This window comes from Mycobacterium mantenii, from assembly GCF_010731775.1.
Lineage (GTDB): Bacteria > Actinomycetota > Actinomycetes > Mycobacteriales > Mycobacteriaceae > Mycobacterium > Mycobacterium mantenii.
Window position 1 is genome coordinate 3,176,392 of the sequence record NZ_AP022590.1, and the last position, 15,626, is coordinate 3,192,017.

Here is a 15,626-nt window from a genome sequence, read left to right on the forward strand (position 1 = left end):
CGGTAGTTAGCTTAGGTATGTTCTTGCGCCACTGTAGTCGCGGGTCGGCGCGCACCTCGGACCAGGGAAGGGCTCAGCGAACGTTGATGACGCCGTGACGTTCGGCGAACGGCGTCATGAGCCGCGCCAGGTCCGCCGCGACGTCATGGTCGGCCTCGGGCGGCATCGACACGTAGCTCAACGCCAGCCGCACGATGGCGCGCGCCAGCACCCCGGCGTCCTCGTCGCTGGTGGCCACCCAGCTGTGGGTCAGCGCCGTGGTCAGCCGTTCCGACGCGCGGGTGATGATCGGTGCGCTGTCGGTGGTGATGATCTGCAGCAGGTCCGGCTTGGCCACACCGGTGAGCAGTGAGATCACCAGCGGGTCCGCCGACAACTCGGTGAACAGGTCGCGGAAGCCCTGCAGAAACGCCTCGTAGAGGTTGCCGACGTTGGCTTCCAGCGCGGCGTTGACGGCGTCGACCAGCCGGTCGGCCAGGCGCAGGCCATACCCCTGCGCCAGGCCCTGCCGTGAGCCGAACTCGTTGTAGATCGTCTGCCGGCTGATGCCCGCGGCGCGGGCCACGTCGGACAGCGTGATGGCCGACCAGTCCCGGGTCAGCAACAGATCCCGCATCGCATCCAGCACCGAGTCGCGTAGCAGCGCACGCGACGCCTCGGCGTACGGCATCCGCTTCACAGGCGCGACAATAGCGGCTTTCGCAACGGCGTTGGTGCCGATCACGAACGGGCGATCTCCAGCATCTCGAAGTCCGTCTTCGCCGCGCCGCAATCCGGGCAGCTCCAGTCGTCGGGGATGTCGTCCCACCGGGTGCCGGGGGCGATGCCGTCCTCCGGCCAACCCTTGGCCTCGTCGTACTCGAATCCGCACTGCACGCAGATGAAGAGCTTGTAGTCGCTCACCGGTTCACTCCCATCTCAATCGTTTCGAAATCGGCCTTCTCGCGCACCGCGCAATCGGGGCAGCGCCAGTCGTCGGGGATGGCGCTGAAGGGCGTACCCGCGGGAAAACCTTCCCGCGGTGCGCCTTTCGCTTCGTCGTAGGTGTAATCGCAGCCGGGGCAGCGGTAGGCGGTCATGCCGCTTCCCCAACCGCCCCGTAGCGGGCCAGCACCCGCTCGCGCAGCCGCGGCTGGATGTTGACGCGCGTGATATCGCCGTCGTAGTGCGCCAGCACCCGGTGATCCATGACCTTGCGCCACAGCGGCGGGAAGTAGGTGAGCGAGATCATCGACGCGTATCCGCTCGGCAGGTTGGGTGCGCCCGACATGCTGCGCAGCGTCTGGTAGCGGCGGGTGGGGTTGGCGTGGTGGTCGCTGTGCCGTTGCAGGTGGTACAGGAACAGGTTGGTGACGATGTGGTCGGAGTTCCAGCTGTGCACCGGCGCGCAGCGCTCGTAGCGGTCGCCGGCGTTCTTCTGCCGCAGCAGCCCGTAGTGCTCCAGGTAGTTGACCGACTCCAGCAGGCTGAAGCCGAAGACCGCCTGGATGATCACGAACGGGATCAGCGCCGGGCCGAAGATCGCGATGAGCGCCCCCCACAGCACCACCGACATCAGCCAGGCGTTGAGGACGTCGTTGGACAGATACGTCTTGGGATGCCACGGGCTGGCCCCCTGGCGGCGAATCCGTTGCGCCTCCAGCCGCAGCGCGGAGCGCAGGCTGCCGAACACGCTGCGCGGCAAAAACTCCCAGAAGGTCTCGCCGAAGCGCGCCGACGCCGGGTCCTCCGGGGTGGCGACGCGGACGTGGTGGCCGCGGTTGTGCTCGATGTAGAAGTGCCCGTAGCAGGTCTGCGCCAGGGTGATCTTGGACAGCCAGCGTTCCAGCGAGTCCTTCTTGTGGCCCATCTCGTGCGCGGTGTTGATGCCGACGCCGCCGAGCACGCCGACCGACAGCGCCAGCCCCAGCTTGCCCACCCAACCGAGCGGGCCGCCTGGGCCGCTTGGGAAGCCGAGCCAGTGCAGATTCGAGGCGGTGAACAGGTAGGCGCCCATGACCACGCTGAGGTACTGGAACGGGACGTAGACGTAGGTGCAGTAGCGGTAATACTTGTCGTTCTCCAGCTGCTCCATCACCTCGTCGGGCGGATTCTGCCCATCGGGCCCGAAACGCAGGTCCAGGATCGGCAGGAGGACCCAGAGCAGGATCGGCCCGATCCACAGCGGCACCTGGGCGGCGGCGTGCCATCCCAGCCGGTTCAGGCCCCAGACCAGCGGCAACATCACGAACAATGCCGTCGGGGCGATCAGCCCCATCAGCCACAGGCGACGCTTCTTGTCCCGCCAGACGACCGGCTCGGACTCCCGGCTCAATTGCGGTTCGAATGTGGTCATATGCCAAACCTCCTTGTGAGTCACACCACGTTGAGGTTGGACAATACCGCCGTTTTCGTCTTCTGTCTAGACAATAGTCGGTACTTTGTAAAGCCGAATGGTCAGGGCACCGGGCTATTGGGGTCAGCCTCGAGCGCGTCGCTCAGCTCGGGCTCCCCTTCCTCACGCCGGCCCAGCACCGAGTGCCGATAGCCGTACCCGGCGTAGATGGCCGTGCCGACCACCAACCAGACCGCGAACCGGACCCAGGTGAGTGCCGTGAGGTTGAGCATCAGCCACACACACGCGGCGATCGAGGCGATCGGAAGCAACGGCACCCACGGCGCCTTGAATCCGCGCTCCAGATCCGGCCGTGTCCGGCGCAGCACCATCACGCCGGCCGAGACCAGGACGAACGCGAACAGCGTTCCGACGTTCACCATCTCCTCGAGCTTGGTGATGGGGAACACCGACGCCGTCACGGCCACCACCACGGCGACCAGCACGGTGATCCGCACCGGGGTGCCGTGCGTGCCGGTCCTGGCCAGCGACCGTGGCAGCAGACCGTCGCGCGCCATCGCGAACAGGACCCGGCACTGGCCGAGCATCAGCACCATCACCACCGTGGTCAGTCCCGCCAGCGCGCCGATGGAGATGATCTTGCTCGCCCAATGGATGCCGTTCGCGGTGAAGGCGGTGGCCAGGTTCGCCTGCCCGCGGCCCTGGACCGTCTTGAGTTGGGTGTAGGGGACCATGCCGGACAGCACGACGGCGACGGCGACGTAGAGCAGGGTGACGATGCCCAGCGACGCCAGGATTCCCCGCGGCACATCGCGCTGCGGATTCTTCGTCTCCTCGGCCATGGTGGCGACGATGTCGAACCCGATGAAGGCGAAGAACACGATCGACGCCCCCGCCAGCACGCCGTACCAGCCGTAGTGGCTGCTGTGCGCGCCGGTCAGCAAAGACAGAACGGACTGGTCGATGCCCTTGGCATCACCGCCGGCCTCCGCCTTCGGGATGAACGGCGAGTAGTTGGCGCGCTTGATGTAGAAGACACCGACCACCACGACGAAGATCACCACCGACACCTTGATCGCGGTGATAACCGCGGAGAACCTCGATGACAACTTTGTGCCCAACGCGATCAGGGTCGCCACCCCCGCGACGATCACCAACGCCCCCCAGTCCACCTGGATCGAGCCGAATTTCGCCGTGCCGCCGGCAAATCCGAACACGGTGCCCAGATAGCTCGACCAGCCCTTGGCCACCACCGCTGCACCGATCGCCAGTTCCAGCACCAGGTTCCAGCCGATGATCCAGGCCAGGAACTCCCCGAAGGTGGCGTAAGAGAAGGTGTAGGCGCTACCGGCCACCGGCAGCATCGAGGCGAATTCGGCGTAGCACAGCGCGGCCAGCGCACAGGTGCCCGCCGCGATCACGAACGACACCCAGATTGCCGGGCCGGTGATGTCACCGGTTGTCGACGCGGTGACCGTGAAGATGCCGGCGCCGATCACCACCGCGACGCCGAACACCACCAGGTCGCGCCAGGTCAGGTCTTTGCGCAGCTTGGTGTCGGGTTCGTCGGTATCGGCGATTGATTGCTCGATCGACTTGGTCCGCCATCGATTGGCCATGCACTCGCCCTTTCCCAGCGCTGGGAGCCGTTGGTCCGTCACAGTACTGGGTACTCTCCGCAAATGCCGGATAGAGCAACGGCTAGGGATCATGCCGTCGTCATAGGGGGAAGCATCGCCGGTCTCTGCGCGGCGCGGGTGCTCTCGGACTCGTATTCGCGGGTGACGGTCTACGAACGCGACGAGTTGCCGGATGCACCGGCGAACCGGGGGACGGTGCCCCAGGACCGGCACCTGCACATGCTGATGGCGCGCGGGGCCAGCGAATTCGAGAGCCTGTTCCCCGGGCTGCTGGACGACATGGTGGCCGCCGGCGTCCCGAAACTGCACAACCGGCCCGACTGCATTTACCTGGGCGCCGCGGGCCACGTTCTGGGCACCGCGCACACCCTGCGCGACGAGTTCACCGCCTATGTGCCCAGCCGCCCCCACCTCGAGTGGCAGTTGCGCCGCCGGGTCCGCGACATCGCCAACGTGAACGTGGTGCGGCGCCCGGTGGCCGAGCCGCGGTTCGACCGCGCGCGACAGCGGGTGACCGGTGTGCTCCTGGATCCGGTCGACCCCCAAAGCGAGGACCCCGAATTCGTAGCCGCGGATCTGGTCGTCGACGCCGCGGGCCGGGGCACCCGGCTGCCGGTGTGGCTGGCGGACTGGGGATTTCAGCGCCCGGTCGAACAGGAGCTGGACATCGGCATCCATTACGCCACCCAGCAGTTCCGCATCCCGGACGGGCTGATCGCGGAGAAGGTGGTGGTCGCCGGCGCCTCCCACGACATGTCCCTGGGGCTGGGCATGCTCGGCTACGAGGACGGCACCTGGGTGCTCACCACGTTCGGCGTGGCCAACGCCAAACCCCCGAAGACCTTTCCCGAGATGCTCGGGCTGGCACAGCGGCTGCTCCCCGCCCACTTCAACGCCGCGCTGGAGCGGGCCGAGCCGCTGGGCGATCCGGCGTTTCACTCCTTCCCGGCCAGCAGGTGGCGCCGTTACGACAAGCTGGACCGCCTCCCGGCCGGCATCATCGCCTTCGGCGACGCGGTGGCCAGCTTCAATCCCACCTTCGGCCAGGGCATGACGATGACATCGCTGCAGGCCGGTCATCTGCGCCGCGCGCTGCAATTGCCGGACGATCAGGTTGCCGCGGCGCTGAACCGGGCCACCGCCAAGAGCACCTTCCCGGTGTGGACGATGAACGCCATCGGCGACGTCACGTTCCACCATGCCGGCACCAAGGGGCCGGTCCCCTGGTGGTGGCGGCCCTCAGGTGCGCTGTTCGACCAATTCCTGGGCGCCGCCGAGACCGAACCCGTTCTGGCCGAATGGTTCTTGCGGCGGTTCTCCCTGCTGGACAGCCTCTATATGGTGCCGCCGCCCCGGATCGTCGGCCGCGCGATGGCGCACAACTTACGGCTCTGGCTGGGCGAGCGGCGTCAGGCCGCCAAAGAACGGCGGCGCGTGGCGATCGCAAGCGCGGCGCTGCCGGGCGAAGCGGGTCGCCACCATCGGGACTAGCCTCACAACCCAACCGTCGCCCTGAACAGCTTGGTGGGTTCGTGGGCGACCAGCCGGATCGGGGCGTCGTCGGCCGCTACCCACGCGGCCATCCCGCGTTTCAGCGTCAGCGAGCCGGACTTGCCGTGCACCGACGTGCAACCCTGGCTGCACAACAGCATCTGCGGACCGTCGTGGCTGCATGTCGCGTCCACCTCGTGGCCGACATACTCGTCGTCAAGCTGCAGCAGCGCTACGGCGAACTCGTCGGTGGGCGTCTCATAGATCAGCCCGAAGCCCTCGCGGCGGATGCGCGGGCGCAGCTGCTCCTCGGTGGTGGGCGCGAAGTCCAGCACCCGCAGCAGCTCGGGCACATCGACGTGCTTGGGGGTCAGGCCGCCGCGTAACACGTTGTCGGAGTTGGCCATCACCTCCACCGCGAAGCCGCGCAGGTAGGTGTGCAGGTTGCCGGCGGAGACGAAGATAGCCTCGCCGGGGGCCAGGGTGACGCGGTTCAGCAACAGCGCCGCCAGCACGCCGGCATCACCGGGATAGCGCTCGCCGAGCTCGAGCACCGTCTTGGCCTCGGCCGCGAATTCGGTTGCCCCGGAGCTGAGGTACGCGATGGCGCCGTCCAGCACGGCGGTCACCAGCACGTCGATGTCGGGCTGCGGCGCGGTGATCCAGGTGGTGAACAGCGCGCGCAGGCCGTCGGCGTCGGACTGGTCGTTGAGCAGGTCGATGTAGGGGTCGAGGTCGGAGACAGCCAGGGCGCGCAACAGCTCGACGGTGCGCGAGGCCTGCCGGAATCCGGCCAGCGCCTCGAATGGGTGCAGCGCCACCAGCAACTCGGGCTTGTGCGACGTGTCGCGGTAGTTGCGCACCGGCGAGTTCAGCGGGATGCCGACCCGCTCCTCGCGCAGATATCCCTCGGCCGCCTGCGCGGCGCTCGGGTGGGCCTGCAGGGACAGCGGCTCGTCCGCGGCGAGCACCTTCACCAGGAATGGCAGCACGTCGCCGAAGCGCGCCCGCGAGACCGGCCCGAGCTGTCCCTCCGGGTCGTCCATCAGAGCCTCGAGCAACGTGACTTCGCCGTTGTCTGTCTCCAGCCAGGCCGGATCGCCGGGGTGCGCTCCGAACCACAGCTCGGCCTCCGGATGCGCCGCCGGCACCGGGCGCTCGGTGAACTCGGCGATGGCGGTACGCGAACCCCAGGCGTACGTTCTCAAGGCCCCGCGAAGCAGTTCCACTGTTGTATCTATCCCCGCACCAGTCGCATATAAACCGCGGCCATCTCCAGCCGGACGGCCAATACTGCCAGTTGCTGCTCGGGGCGGCCGGGGCCCCCCAACGCCGGCGATACGCCGTAGCCGGCCGAGCCGCCGGGCCCGTCGGGCACGTCCTCGGCAGCGAGCAGGTACACGTCGTCGAGCCCGGCAGTCCGGGCGGCCACCCCCGGCTGCTCGGCGGCCAGGACGACGGCCAGTATCCGCAACCGCTGCGGCAGCGGTCCGTCGATCTGTTCGTCGTGGAACAGCGCGGCGTCAGGATCCGTCAGGCCGCCCGACGCGCCGGCGCGCAAGGCGACCAGGGCGTCCGCCAACCCGGCGGCCGGGATCACCTGGTTCGCGACCCGGAGCAGCACCGAGCTGCCGTGCCGGGCCAGCGCAAGCGTCGCGGCGGCGTCGCCGGCCAGCGCCACCTGGCGCTCGGCGATCCGCGCGGCCAGCAGCTTGGCCGGATTGGTGAACAGCTCGCGGCCGGCGCTGTTGCGCAGCGCCTCGGCGTCCAGCTCGTCGGCGAGCAACGCGAGGTCGACATCGGGTCGCGGGTCGATGGCGTGCAGCACGGCCAGCCCGGCGGCCAGGTAGCGGCACAGGCCGAATTCGTCGGGAACCCACAGCCGGGGCGCCAGCACCGCCGCGCGCCCGGCGGTGGCATCTCGCAACGGGCCCTCGTACGGCGCGGCCACCACCACCCGGGCACCCCGGCGTAACCCGGTCGCCGCCGCAGCGACCAGCGCGGGATCGCCAGGATCGCCGCCCGCGACGACCAACACATCGAGGGGACCCACCCATGGCGGTGCTTCGCCGGCGAGAGTGAAGGGCTGGGAAGCGGTTCCCCCTGTGGTCGCGGCCAGGATCGTCCCGGCGGTCTCGGCGGTGCCGCGGCCGGGCACCCAGATAACGCTGCGTGGGCGGTCGTCGCCGCGCAGCGGATCGAGCGCACCCTCCTCGACCGCGGTGGCGATCGCACGCACCTGGGCGCCGGCCGACGACGCGGCCCGCAGCAGGCCATCGCGGTCGGCGGCCAGCAGCCCCTCGGTGTCCTCGAGATCGATCGCGCGGGTGGCGCTCACGGCGCGGCCCTTGAGCCCGCCCCGGCAGCCGAGGTCGCGGTGATCTCGGCGCTGATCTGGGCGACGACCGCGGCCACGTCCTCGGCCGTGCGCGCCTCCACGTTCAGCCGCAGCAGCGGCTCGGTGTTGGAGCTGCGCAGGTTGAACCAGCTGCCGTCGCCCAGGTCGGCGGTTACCCCGTCCACATGGTCCAGGGAGTGGATCCGGGTGCCGAACGACTTCAGCACCGCTTCCGTGCATTGCCCCGCGTCGGTCACCGTGAAGTTGATTTCGCCCGACGATTCGTAGCGCTGGTAGTCGGCGGTCAACTCCGACAACGGACGGTCCTGCTCGCCGAGGGCGGCCAGCACGTACAGCGCCGCCAGCATCCCGGAGTCGGCGCCCCAGAAGTCGCGGAAGTAGTAGTGCGCCGAATGCTCACCGCCGAAAATCGCGCCGGTGTCGGCCATCAGCGCCTTGATATAGGAGTGCCCCACCCGAGACCGCAGCGGTGTGCCGCCGCGCTCGGCGACCAGTTCGGGCACCGCGCGCGAGGTGATCACGTTGTGGATGATCGTCGCGCCGATCTCGCGGCTCAACTCGCGGGCGGCCACCAGGCCGGTCACCGTCGACGGCGACACGGGGTTGCCGCATTCGTCGACCACAAAGCAGCGGTCGGCGTCCCCGTCGAAGGCCAGCCCGATGTCGGCGCCGGTCTCGCGCACGAAGGCCTGCAGGTCCACCAGGTTGGCGGGGTCCAGCGGGTTGGCCTCGTGATTGGGAAACGAGCCGTCGAGCTCGAAGTACAACGGCTCCAACGTGATCGAACCGATGGGGCCGAGCACGGCGGGCGTGGTCAGACCGGCCATGCCGTTGCCGGCGTCCACGGCCACACGCAGCGGGCGCAGCGCGGAGGTGTCCACCAATGACCGCAGGAACTGCCCGTAGTCGGCCAGCACGTCGCGATCGCTGACGGTGCCGGGCTCCCCGTCGTGGCGGTCGACGCCGGCGATCACGTCGTCGGCGACGAGGCGCAGCCCGGTCTCGGCGCCGACCGGTTTGGCTCCCGCCCGGCACAGCTTGATGCCGTTGTAGGCCGCCGGGTTGTGGCTCGCGGTGAACATGGCGCCGGGGCAGTCCAGCAGCCCGGAGGCGAAGTAGAGCTGATCGGTGGACGCCAGGCCGATGCGCACGACGTTTACTCCCTGGCCGGTCACCCCGTCCGCGAACGCCGCGGCCAGCGGGGGCGAACTGTCCCGCATGTCGTGGCCAATCACGACCTGCCGGGCACCCTCGGCGCGCATCAGTTTGGCGAAGGCCGCACCGAGATCGGTGACCAGCGGCTGGTCGAGCTCTTCGCCGACTAGCCCACGCACGTCGTACGCCTTTACGACACGGTGGACAGTCGCGGCGGGCCGAGACATGCGGGACTCCTGACGACGTGAACTCTTGGCCGTCAGCCTATCGGGCCACGGAGAACTGGAGCCGCTGCGGTGCGTGAGGATTCTGCGTGCAGCGGGTCGGGGCTAGTCGCTGGGATCGGGCAGCACGCGCAGATGTCCGCGGCGCCGTCCGGACCGATGCTCGGGCGGTGCCAGCAGGCTGCTGCTGGGCGCGGTGGCCTGCGCCCCGCCGTGATGGATGTGCGAATCGGCGAAGCCCTTGACCGGCGTTACGTTGCCGGCGAACGGCGCGCCGCGATCGCCGCCCTCGCGCACCGCGTCGGCGAGGGCGACCAGGTCGTCGTCGTCAGGGTGGGCGGGCTCAGAAAGAAGGGGTCCGGCATGGCGCACCAGCTCCCACCCGCGGGGCGCGGTGATTCGGCCGGCATGGTTGACGCACAAGTCCCATGAGTGCGGTTCCCGCGCGGTCGCCAACGGACCGACGACTGCCGTCGAGTCCGAATAGACGAACGTCAGGGTCGCCACGGCGTAGTGCGGGCACCCGGGCCGGCAACAGCGACGGGGAACGTTCACGAGCGAAAGGCTATCGTGCGCAAACGCCGCCGAAGCGCCGGACACGCGCAACTCCCCGACCCTCGATGTGCAACCGTTACCATCGGCGCGTGGGCGATTCGCGCAGCTCCCCGCGAAGAGATCAAGATTCCGACGGATCGGCTCCGCGCCGAACCGCTACCCATCGACTCTTCCGCAGGGGCCGCGAGATGCGCGGCCCGCTGTTGCCCCCGACCGTGCCGGGATGGCGCAGCCGCGCCGAGCGGTTCGACATGGCGGTGCTGGAGGCCTACGAACCCATCGAGCGGAGCTGGCAGGACCGGCTGGCCGAACTGGACGTGGCCGTCGATGAGATTCCGCGGATCTCGGCCAAGGATCCCGACAGCGTGCAGTGGCCGCCCGAGGTGATCGCCGATGGGCCGATCCCGCTGGCGCGGTTGATCCCGGCCGGCGTGGACGTCCGCGGCAACTCCACGCGGGCCCGAATTGTGTTGTTCCGCAAGCCAATTGAACGACGGGCGAAAGACACCGTCGAACTCGGCGACTTGCTGCACGAAATCCTGGTGGCCCAGGTCGCCATCTATCTTGACGTTGAGCCGTCGGTCATCGATCCCACGATCGACGACGAATAACAGCGCGCAGTGCGCGCAGCGTGCGTCGTGCTCAGCGTGCGTCAGATAATGCCGCGCTTGAGGCGGCGGCGCTCGCGTTCAGACAATCCACCCCAGATACCGAAGCGCTCGTCGTGCTCGAGGGCGTACTCGAGGCACTCATGACGCACCTCGCACCCCAGGCAGATCTTCTTGGCCTCACGGGTGGAGCCACCCTTTTCCGGGAAGAAGGCCTCGGGGTCGGTCTGGGCGCACAGCGCCCGGTCCTGCCACTGGTCGGCGGCCGGCTCCGGCATGGGCTCGGGCTCGAAAGCGATTGGCGCGTCAGGGACCACGGTCAAATACGGCCGAGCGGGGCGGTCCAGCGCCGGGATCAGGTCGGTGTGCGGCGTGCTCGCCATGGCGCCTCGAAAAGTTTCGTAAGACATACGGTCGTCCGCCTCCTCAGCTTGATTGAGAGAGAGAGTGATTGGTTTCCCACTGTTCTGATGTACAGACAATTCGAACAAGTGATCGAATCTCGGTCTGCGACACCGGAGTCGGCCGGCCAACCGGGAAATGACACTGATGTGATTAGACACGGGTTGATCTGCCGGGTCAAGCACTTCGGCGCATTTCCATACCATCTCGTGATCGAATTTCGGCGTTTCTGTTGTTTTACGCCTTCGGCGTGTCGATCACAGGGCCATCAACTTTCCCACAAGTTCGCGACAAACGGTGGGGAACCGCAACTTTGAGACACCCCGATGGGCCCGCCGCAGCACCGCCACCGGGCAGTACTGTCGTGCAATGTGAAGGTCACCGTTCTGGTCGGTGGGGTTGGCGGCGCCCGCTTCCTGCTGGGGGTTCAACAGCTGTTCGGGCTCGGTCAATTTCATACGCAACAGCATCCGGACACCGAGGCCGGCAGCCACGACCTTACGGCGATCGTCAACGTTGGCGATGACGCCTGGATCCACGGACTGCGGGTCTGCCCCGATTTGGACACCTGCATGTACACCTTAGGTGGAGGTGTAGATCCGGAGCGAGGGTGGGGGCACCGCGACGAAACCTGGCACGCCAAAGAGGAATTGGCGCGCTACGGCGTGCAGCCGGACTGGTTCGGGCTCGGCGACCGCGACCTGGGCACCCACCTGGTGCGCACCCAGATGCTCAACGCCGGCTATCCCCTGTCCCAGATCACCACCGCGCTGTGCGACCGCTGGCAACCCGGCGCGCGCCTGCTGCCGGCCAGCGACGATCGCTGCGAGACCCACGTGGTGATAACCGATCCCGACGACGGCGGCCGGCGGGCCATCCACTTCCAGGAGTGGTGGGTGCGTTACCGCGCCCAGGTGCCCACGCACAGCTTCGCCTTCGTCGGCGCCGAAAAGGCGGCCGCCACAACTGATGCCACGGCGGCCATCGCGGACGCCGACGTCATCCTGTTGGCCCCGTCGAACCCGGTGGTGAGCGTCGGCGCCATCCTGGCCATACCCGGCATTCGCGGCGCGTTGCGCGCGGCGCGCGCACCGATCGTCGGCTACTCGCCGATCATCGGCGGAAAGCCATTGCGCGGCATGGCCGATGCGTGCCTGTCGGTCATCGGGGTCGAATCCACCGCCGAGGCGGTCGGCCGCCATTACGGCGCACGCCGGGACACCGGCATCCTGGACGGCTGGCTGGTGAGCGAGGACGACCGCGCCGACGTCGACGGCGTGGCGGTGCGCGCGGTGCCGCTGGTGATGACCGACGCTGAGGCGACGGCCGAGATGGTCCGCGCCGGGCTGGACCTGGCCGGGGTCACGCCATGACCCCGTCGCCGGGCGAGCACGGCACCGCCGCCGCGATCGAGATCCTGCCCGTCGCCGGGCTGCCCGAGTTCCGACCCGGCGACGATCTGGGCGCGGCCGTCGCCGCGGCCGCACCGTGGCTGCGCGACGGTGACGTCGTGGTGGTCACCAGCAAGGCGGTGTCCAAATGCGAGGGCCGGCTGGTGCCGGCGCCGCGGGATCCCGAGGAGCGCGACCAACTGCGGCGCAAGCTGGTCGACGACGAGGCCGTCCGGGTGCTGGCCCGCAAGGGCCGCACCCTGATCACCGAGAACCGGATCGGGCTGGTTCAGGCCGCCGCGGGCGTAGACGGATCCAACGTCGAGAGCGGCGAACTTGCGCTGCTGCCGGTCGACCCAGACAGCAGCGCCGTGGCTCTGCGGGACCGGCTGCGCGAGCGGCTCGGTGTCGAGGTCGCGGTGGTCATCACCGACACGATGGGCCGCGCCTGGCGCAACGGCCAGACCGATGCGGCCGTGGGAGCGGCGGGTCTGGCTGTGCTGCACGGGTATTCGGGGGCCGTCGATCAGCACGGCAACGAGTTGCTGGTCACCGAGGTGGCGGTCGCCGACGAGATCGCGGCGGCGGCCGATCTGGTGAAGGGGAAACTGACCGCGATGCCGGTGGCGGTGGTGCGCGGCCTGTCTGTCGCCGACGACGGCTCGACGGCCCGGCAGTTGTTGCGGCCGGGCACCGAAGACCTGTTCTGGCTCGGCACGGCCGAAGCCCTCGAGATGGGCCGCCGCGAGGCGCAGCTGCTACGCCGATCGGTGCGCCGGTTCAGCGCCGAGCCGGTGCCGGCGGACCTGCTGGAAGCCGCCGTCGCCGAAGCCCTGACCGCACCGGCGCCGCACCACACCCGGCCGGTGCGGTTCGTCTGGCTGAAAACTCCCGACGTTCGGCTGCGGCTGCTGGACCGCATGAAGGACAAGTGGCGCGCCGACCTCGCCGGCGACGGCCGGCCCGCCGACTCCATCGAGCGCCGGGTGGCCCGCGGCCAGATCCTCTACGAGGCGCCCGAGGTCGTCATCCCGATCCTGGTGCCCGACGGCGCCCACTCCTATCCCGACGCCGCCCGCACCGACGCCGAGCACACCATGTTCACCGTGGCGGTCGGCGCGGCCGTGCAGGCCCTGCTGGTCGCGCTGGCGGTGCGCGGGCTGGGCAGCTGCTGGATCGGCTCGACGATATTCGCCGCCGACCTGGTGCGGGCCGAGCTCGAGCTGCCCGCCGACTGGGAGCCGTTGGGCGCCATCGCCATCGGGTATGCCGCCGAACCGGGCGGCCCGCGTGATCCGGCAGACCCCGGTGATCTGCTGATCCGCAGGTGATACTGAGCCCATGAAGTTCGCGGGCAAGGCGGCGGCCTCGGCCGACAAGGTCCGCGGCGGCTACTACACCCCCGCGCCGGTGGCCCGCTTCCTGGCCGCGTGGGTCCGCGCCGCCGGACCCAGGATCCTCGAACCCTCCTGCGGCGACGGCGCCATCCTGCGCGAGCTGGCCGGGCTCAGCGACCGGGTCCACGGCGTCGAGCTGAACGCGGACGAGGCGGCCAAGTCGCGCCGTTACGCGCCCGTCGACGCCGAGAGCCTGTTCGCCTGGCTCGCCGGCACCGAGGCCGGTGGCTGGGACGGGGTGGCCGGGAACCCGCCCTACATCCGGTTCGGCAACTGGTCGCCGCGGCAGCGCGATCCGGCGCTGGACCTGATGCGGCGCGAGGGCCTGCGCCCCACCCGGCTGATCAATGCCTGGGTCCCGTTCGTCGTGGCCAGCACCGTGCTGGTGCGCGACGGCGGACGGGTCGGACTGGTGCTGCCGGCCGAGCTGCTCCAGGTCAGCTACGCCGCACAGTTGCGCGACTTTTTGCTCAGCCGATTCCGCGAGATCACCCTGCTGACCTTCGAGCGCCTGGTGTTCGACGGCCTCCTGCAGGAGGTCGTGCTGTTTTGCGGCGTCGTCGGCAGCGGTCCCGCGCGCATCCGCGCCGTCCACCTGCAGGACGCCGACGCCCTGGCGCGCGCCGACCTGGACGTCGAACGCCGTCCTTTTGGGCCCGCACTCCTGCACGAGAACGAGAAGTGGACCAAGTATTTTCTGGACCCCGCCGCGATCCGGCTGCTGCGCGCGCTCAACGGGTCGGGCACCCTGCCCCGGCTGGGGTCCCTGGCCGAGGTCGACGTCGGCATCGTCACCGGACGCAACGCCTTTTTCACCCTCACCGACGCCCAGGCCGACCAGCTGGGGTTGCGGGCGCACTGCGTCCCGCTCGTCTCGCGCAGCGCCCAGCTGTCCGGGCTGGTCTACGACACCGATTGCCGCGCAAGCGATCTCGCCTCCGGGCAGCGCAGCTGGCTGCTCAACGCGCCGCGCGAGCCGACCGACCCCGCCCTGATCGCCCACATCCGCGCCGGCGAGGCGGCGGGGGTGCACCGCGGCTACAAGTGCTCGATCCGCACGCCCTGGTGGAGGACGCCGTCGCTGTGGGAACCCGACTTGTTCCTGCTGCGCCAGATCCACCGGGCGCCGCGGCTGACCGTCAACGCCGCCGCGGCCACGAGCACCGACACCGTGCACCGGGTCCGCCTCGCCGCCGGGGTCGACGCGGGCGCGCTGGCCGCGGTGTTCCACAACAGTGTGACGTTCGCATTCACCGAGATCATGGGCCGCAGTTACGGCGGCGGCGTGCTGGAGCTGGAACCCCGCGAGGCCGAGCGGCTGCCCATTCCCCCGCCGGCACACGCCGATGCCGGGCTCGCCTGCGATGTGGATCTGTTGCTGAAGGCCAACGAGATCGAGAAGGCGCTCGACGTCGTCGACCGCCGCGTGCTGATCGACGGCCTGGGATTGGAGGCCGGGATGGTGGCCGACTGCCGTGCGGCCTGGGTGTTGTTGCGGGATCGGCGGAAACGGCGGAGGTCGCGATGAGCGTGCGGGAGTCGGCGATCGCGATGCTGTCCAGCTGGGAACCCCCCGACCCGGCCCAGGATTCGTTGCGGCACGCTGTGTTGGCGTTCGTGCACGCCCGCACCGACGCGTGCCTGCGCGAGTGCGTGCCCGGCCACGTCACCGCGTCGGCGCTGGTGCTCGACCACTCCGGCAGCCGGGTGCTGCTGACGCTGCATCCCCGCGTGGGCCGCTGGGTGCAGCTGGGCGGCCACTGCGACGAGGACGACACCGACATCGCCGCCGCGGCGTTGCGCGAGGCCACCGAGGAGTCGGGGATCGACGGGCTGCGCATCACACCGGAATTGGCGGCGGTGCACGTGCATCCGGTGACCTGCTCGCTGGGCGTGCCGACCCGGCATCTGGATCTGCAGTTCTTGGCGCACGCGCCGGCCGGCGCGCAGATCGCGATCAGCGACGAGTCCGAGGACCTGCGCTGGTGGCCCGCCGACGCCCTACCCGACGGAACCGACCACGCGCTGGCCTATTTGGTCGCCCGGGCCACGCGCGGCTAGATGTACTC

General features: G+C 69.4%; 16 protein-coding genes. 6 read left to right on the forward strand and 10 right to left on the reverse strand.

Annotated elements, in window-relative coordinates:
- Nucleotides 1-73: 73 nt before the first annotated feature.
- From alkX to G6N50_RS14175, 5 genes are all read right to left on the reverse strand, one after another.
- Nucleotides 74-670 carry a TetR family transcriptional regulator AlkX gene (alkX, locus tag G6N50_RS14155; protein WP_083097921.1) on the reverse strand — a complete coding sequence of 199 codons (597 nt, stop codon included), beginning with the start codon at nt 668-670 and terminating at the stop codon, nt 74-76.
- A gap of 50 nt (nt 671-720) precedes the next feature.
- A complete protein-coding gene (locus G6N50_RS14160; protein WP_083097860.1) occupies nt 721-903 on the reverse strand; it encodes a rubredoxin in 183 nt (60 codons plus the stop codon).
- Nucleotides 900-1,079: a rubredoxin gene (locus tag G6N50_RS14165; RefSeq protein ID WP_083097862.1), complete on the reverse strand. Its 180-nt coding sequence runs from the start codon at nt 1,077-1,079 to the stop codon at nt 900-902. Before G6N50_RS14165 ends, G6N50_RS14160 begins: the two co-directional genes overlap by 4 nt.
- On the reverse strand, nt 1,076-2,335 hold the full coding sequence (locus G6N50_RS14170) for an alkane 1-monooxygenase (RefSeq protein WP_083097863.1): 1,260 nt from the start codon (nt 2,333-2,335) through the stop codon (nt 1,076-1,078). Before G6N50_RS14170 ends, G6N50_RS14165 begins: the two co-directional genes overlap by 4 nt.
- Before the next feature lie 101 nt (nt 2,336-2,436).
- Nucleotides 2,437-3,954, reverse strand: coding sequence for an APC family permease (locus tag G6N50_RS14175; RefSeq protein ID WP_083097865.1), 1,518 nt, complete (start codon nt 3,952-3,954; stop codon nt 2,437-2,439).
- Nucleotides 3,955-4,017: 63 nt separating this feature from the next.
- Between G6N50_RS14175 and G6N50_RS14180 the strand changes: the two genes are divergently transcribed.
- A complete protein-coding gene (locus G6N50_RS14180) occupies nt 4,018-5,466 on the forward strand; it encodes an FAD-dependent oxidoreductase (RefSeq protein ID WP_083097866.1) in 1,449 nt (482 codons plus the stop codon).
- Nucleotides 5,467-5,468: 2 nt separating this feature from the next.
- On the opposite strand, the gene manA is transcribed toward G6N50_RS14180, so the two are convergent.
- The 4 genes from manA to G6N50_RS14200 form a co-directional block, all read right to left on the reverse strand.
- Entirely contained in the window at nt 5,469-6,695 is a 1,227-nt protein-coding gene (gene manA / locus G6N50_RS14185) for a mannose-6-phosphate isomerase, class I (RefSeq protein ID WP_083097868.1), read from the reverse strand.
- An 8-nt stretch (nt 6,696-6,703) separates the two neighbouring features.
- Entirely contained in the window at nt 6,704-7,804 is a 1,101-nt protein-coding gene (locus G6N50_RS14190) for a TobH protein (RefSeq protein ID WP_083097870.1), read from the reverse strand.
- Complete coding sequence (locus tag G6N50_RS14195) at nt 7,801-9,207, reverse strand: phosphomannomutase/phosphoglucomutase (protein ID WP_083097872.1); 1,407 nt, start codon at nt 9,205-9,207, stop codon at nt 7,801-7,803. Before G6N50_RS14195 ends, G6N50_RS14190 begins: the two co-directional genes overlap by 4 nt.
- Before the next feature lie 102 nt (nt 9,208-9,309).
- On the reverse strand, nt 9,310-9,759 hold the full coding sequence (locus G6N50_RS14200; RefSeq protein WP_197748025.1) for a DUF3499 domain-containing protein: 450 nt from the start codon (nt 9,757-9,759) through the stop codon (nt 9,310-9,312).
- Between the two features lie 188 nt (nt 9,760-9,947).
- Here G6N50_RS14200 and G6N50_RS14205 point away from each other — a divergent pair, with 188 nt between their 5' ends.
- A complete protein-coding gene (locus tag G6N50_RS14205) occupies nt 9,948-10,370 on the forward strand; it encodes a metallopeptidase family protein (RefSeq protein WP_067832966.1) in 423 nt (140 codons plus the stop codon).
- A 41-nt stretch (nt 10,371-10,411) separates the two neighbouring features.
- On the opposite strand, the gene G6N50_RS14210 is transcribed toward G6N50_RS14205, so the two are convergent.
- Nucleotides 10,412-10,750 carry a WhiB family transcriptional regulator gene (locus G6N50_RS14210; protein WP_083097876.1) on the reverse strand — a complete coding sequence of 113 codons (339 nt, stop codon included), beginning with the start codon at nt 10,748-10,750 and terminating at the stop codon, nt 10,412-10,414.
- A 390-nt stretch (nt 10,751-11,140) separates the two neighbouring features.
- Between G6N50_RS14210 and cofD the strand changes: the two genes are divergently transcribed.
- Genes cofD through G6N50_RS14230 form a run of 4 tightly spaced genes read left to right on the forward strand, consistent with a single transcriptional unit; the run spans nt 11,141 to nt 15,618 of the window.
- Nucleotides 11,141-12,142, forward strand: coding sequence for a 2-phospho-L-lactate transferase (gene cofD, locus G6N50_RS14215; protein WP_083097923.1), 1,002 nt, complete (start codon nt 11,141-11,143; stop codon nt 12,140-12,142).
- On the forward strand, nt 12,139-13,491 hold the full coding sequence (locus G6N50_RS14220) for a coenzyme F420-0:L-glutamate ligase (protein WP_083097879.1): 1,353 nt from the start codon (nt 12,139-12,141) through the stop codon (nt 13,489-13,491). Before cofD ends, G6N50_RS14220 begins: the two co-directional genes overlap by 4 nt.
- 10 nt (nt 13,492-13,501) lie before the next feature.
- The gene (locus G6N50_RS14225) at nt 13,502-15,085 is read left to right on the forward strand and encodes an Eco57I restriction-modification methylase domain-containing protein (protein WP_083097880.1); all 1,584 of its coding nucleotides are present in this window, start codon (nt 13,502-13,504) and stop codon (nt 15,083-15,085) included.
- Complete coding sequence (locus G6N50_RS14230; protein ID WP_083097882.1) at nt 15,082-15,618, forward strand: NUDIX hydrolase; 537 nt, start codon at nt 15,082-15,084, stop codon at nt 15,616-15,618. The genes G6N50_RS14225 and G6N50_RS14230 overlap by 4 nt, the downstream gene beginning before the upstream one ends.
- The last annotated feature ends 8 nt before the right edge of the window (nt 15,619-15,626 follow it).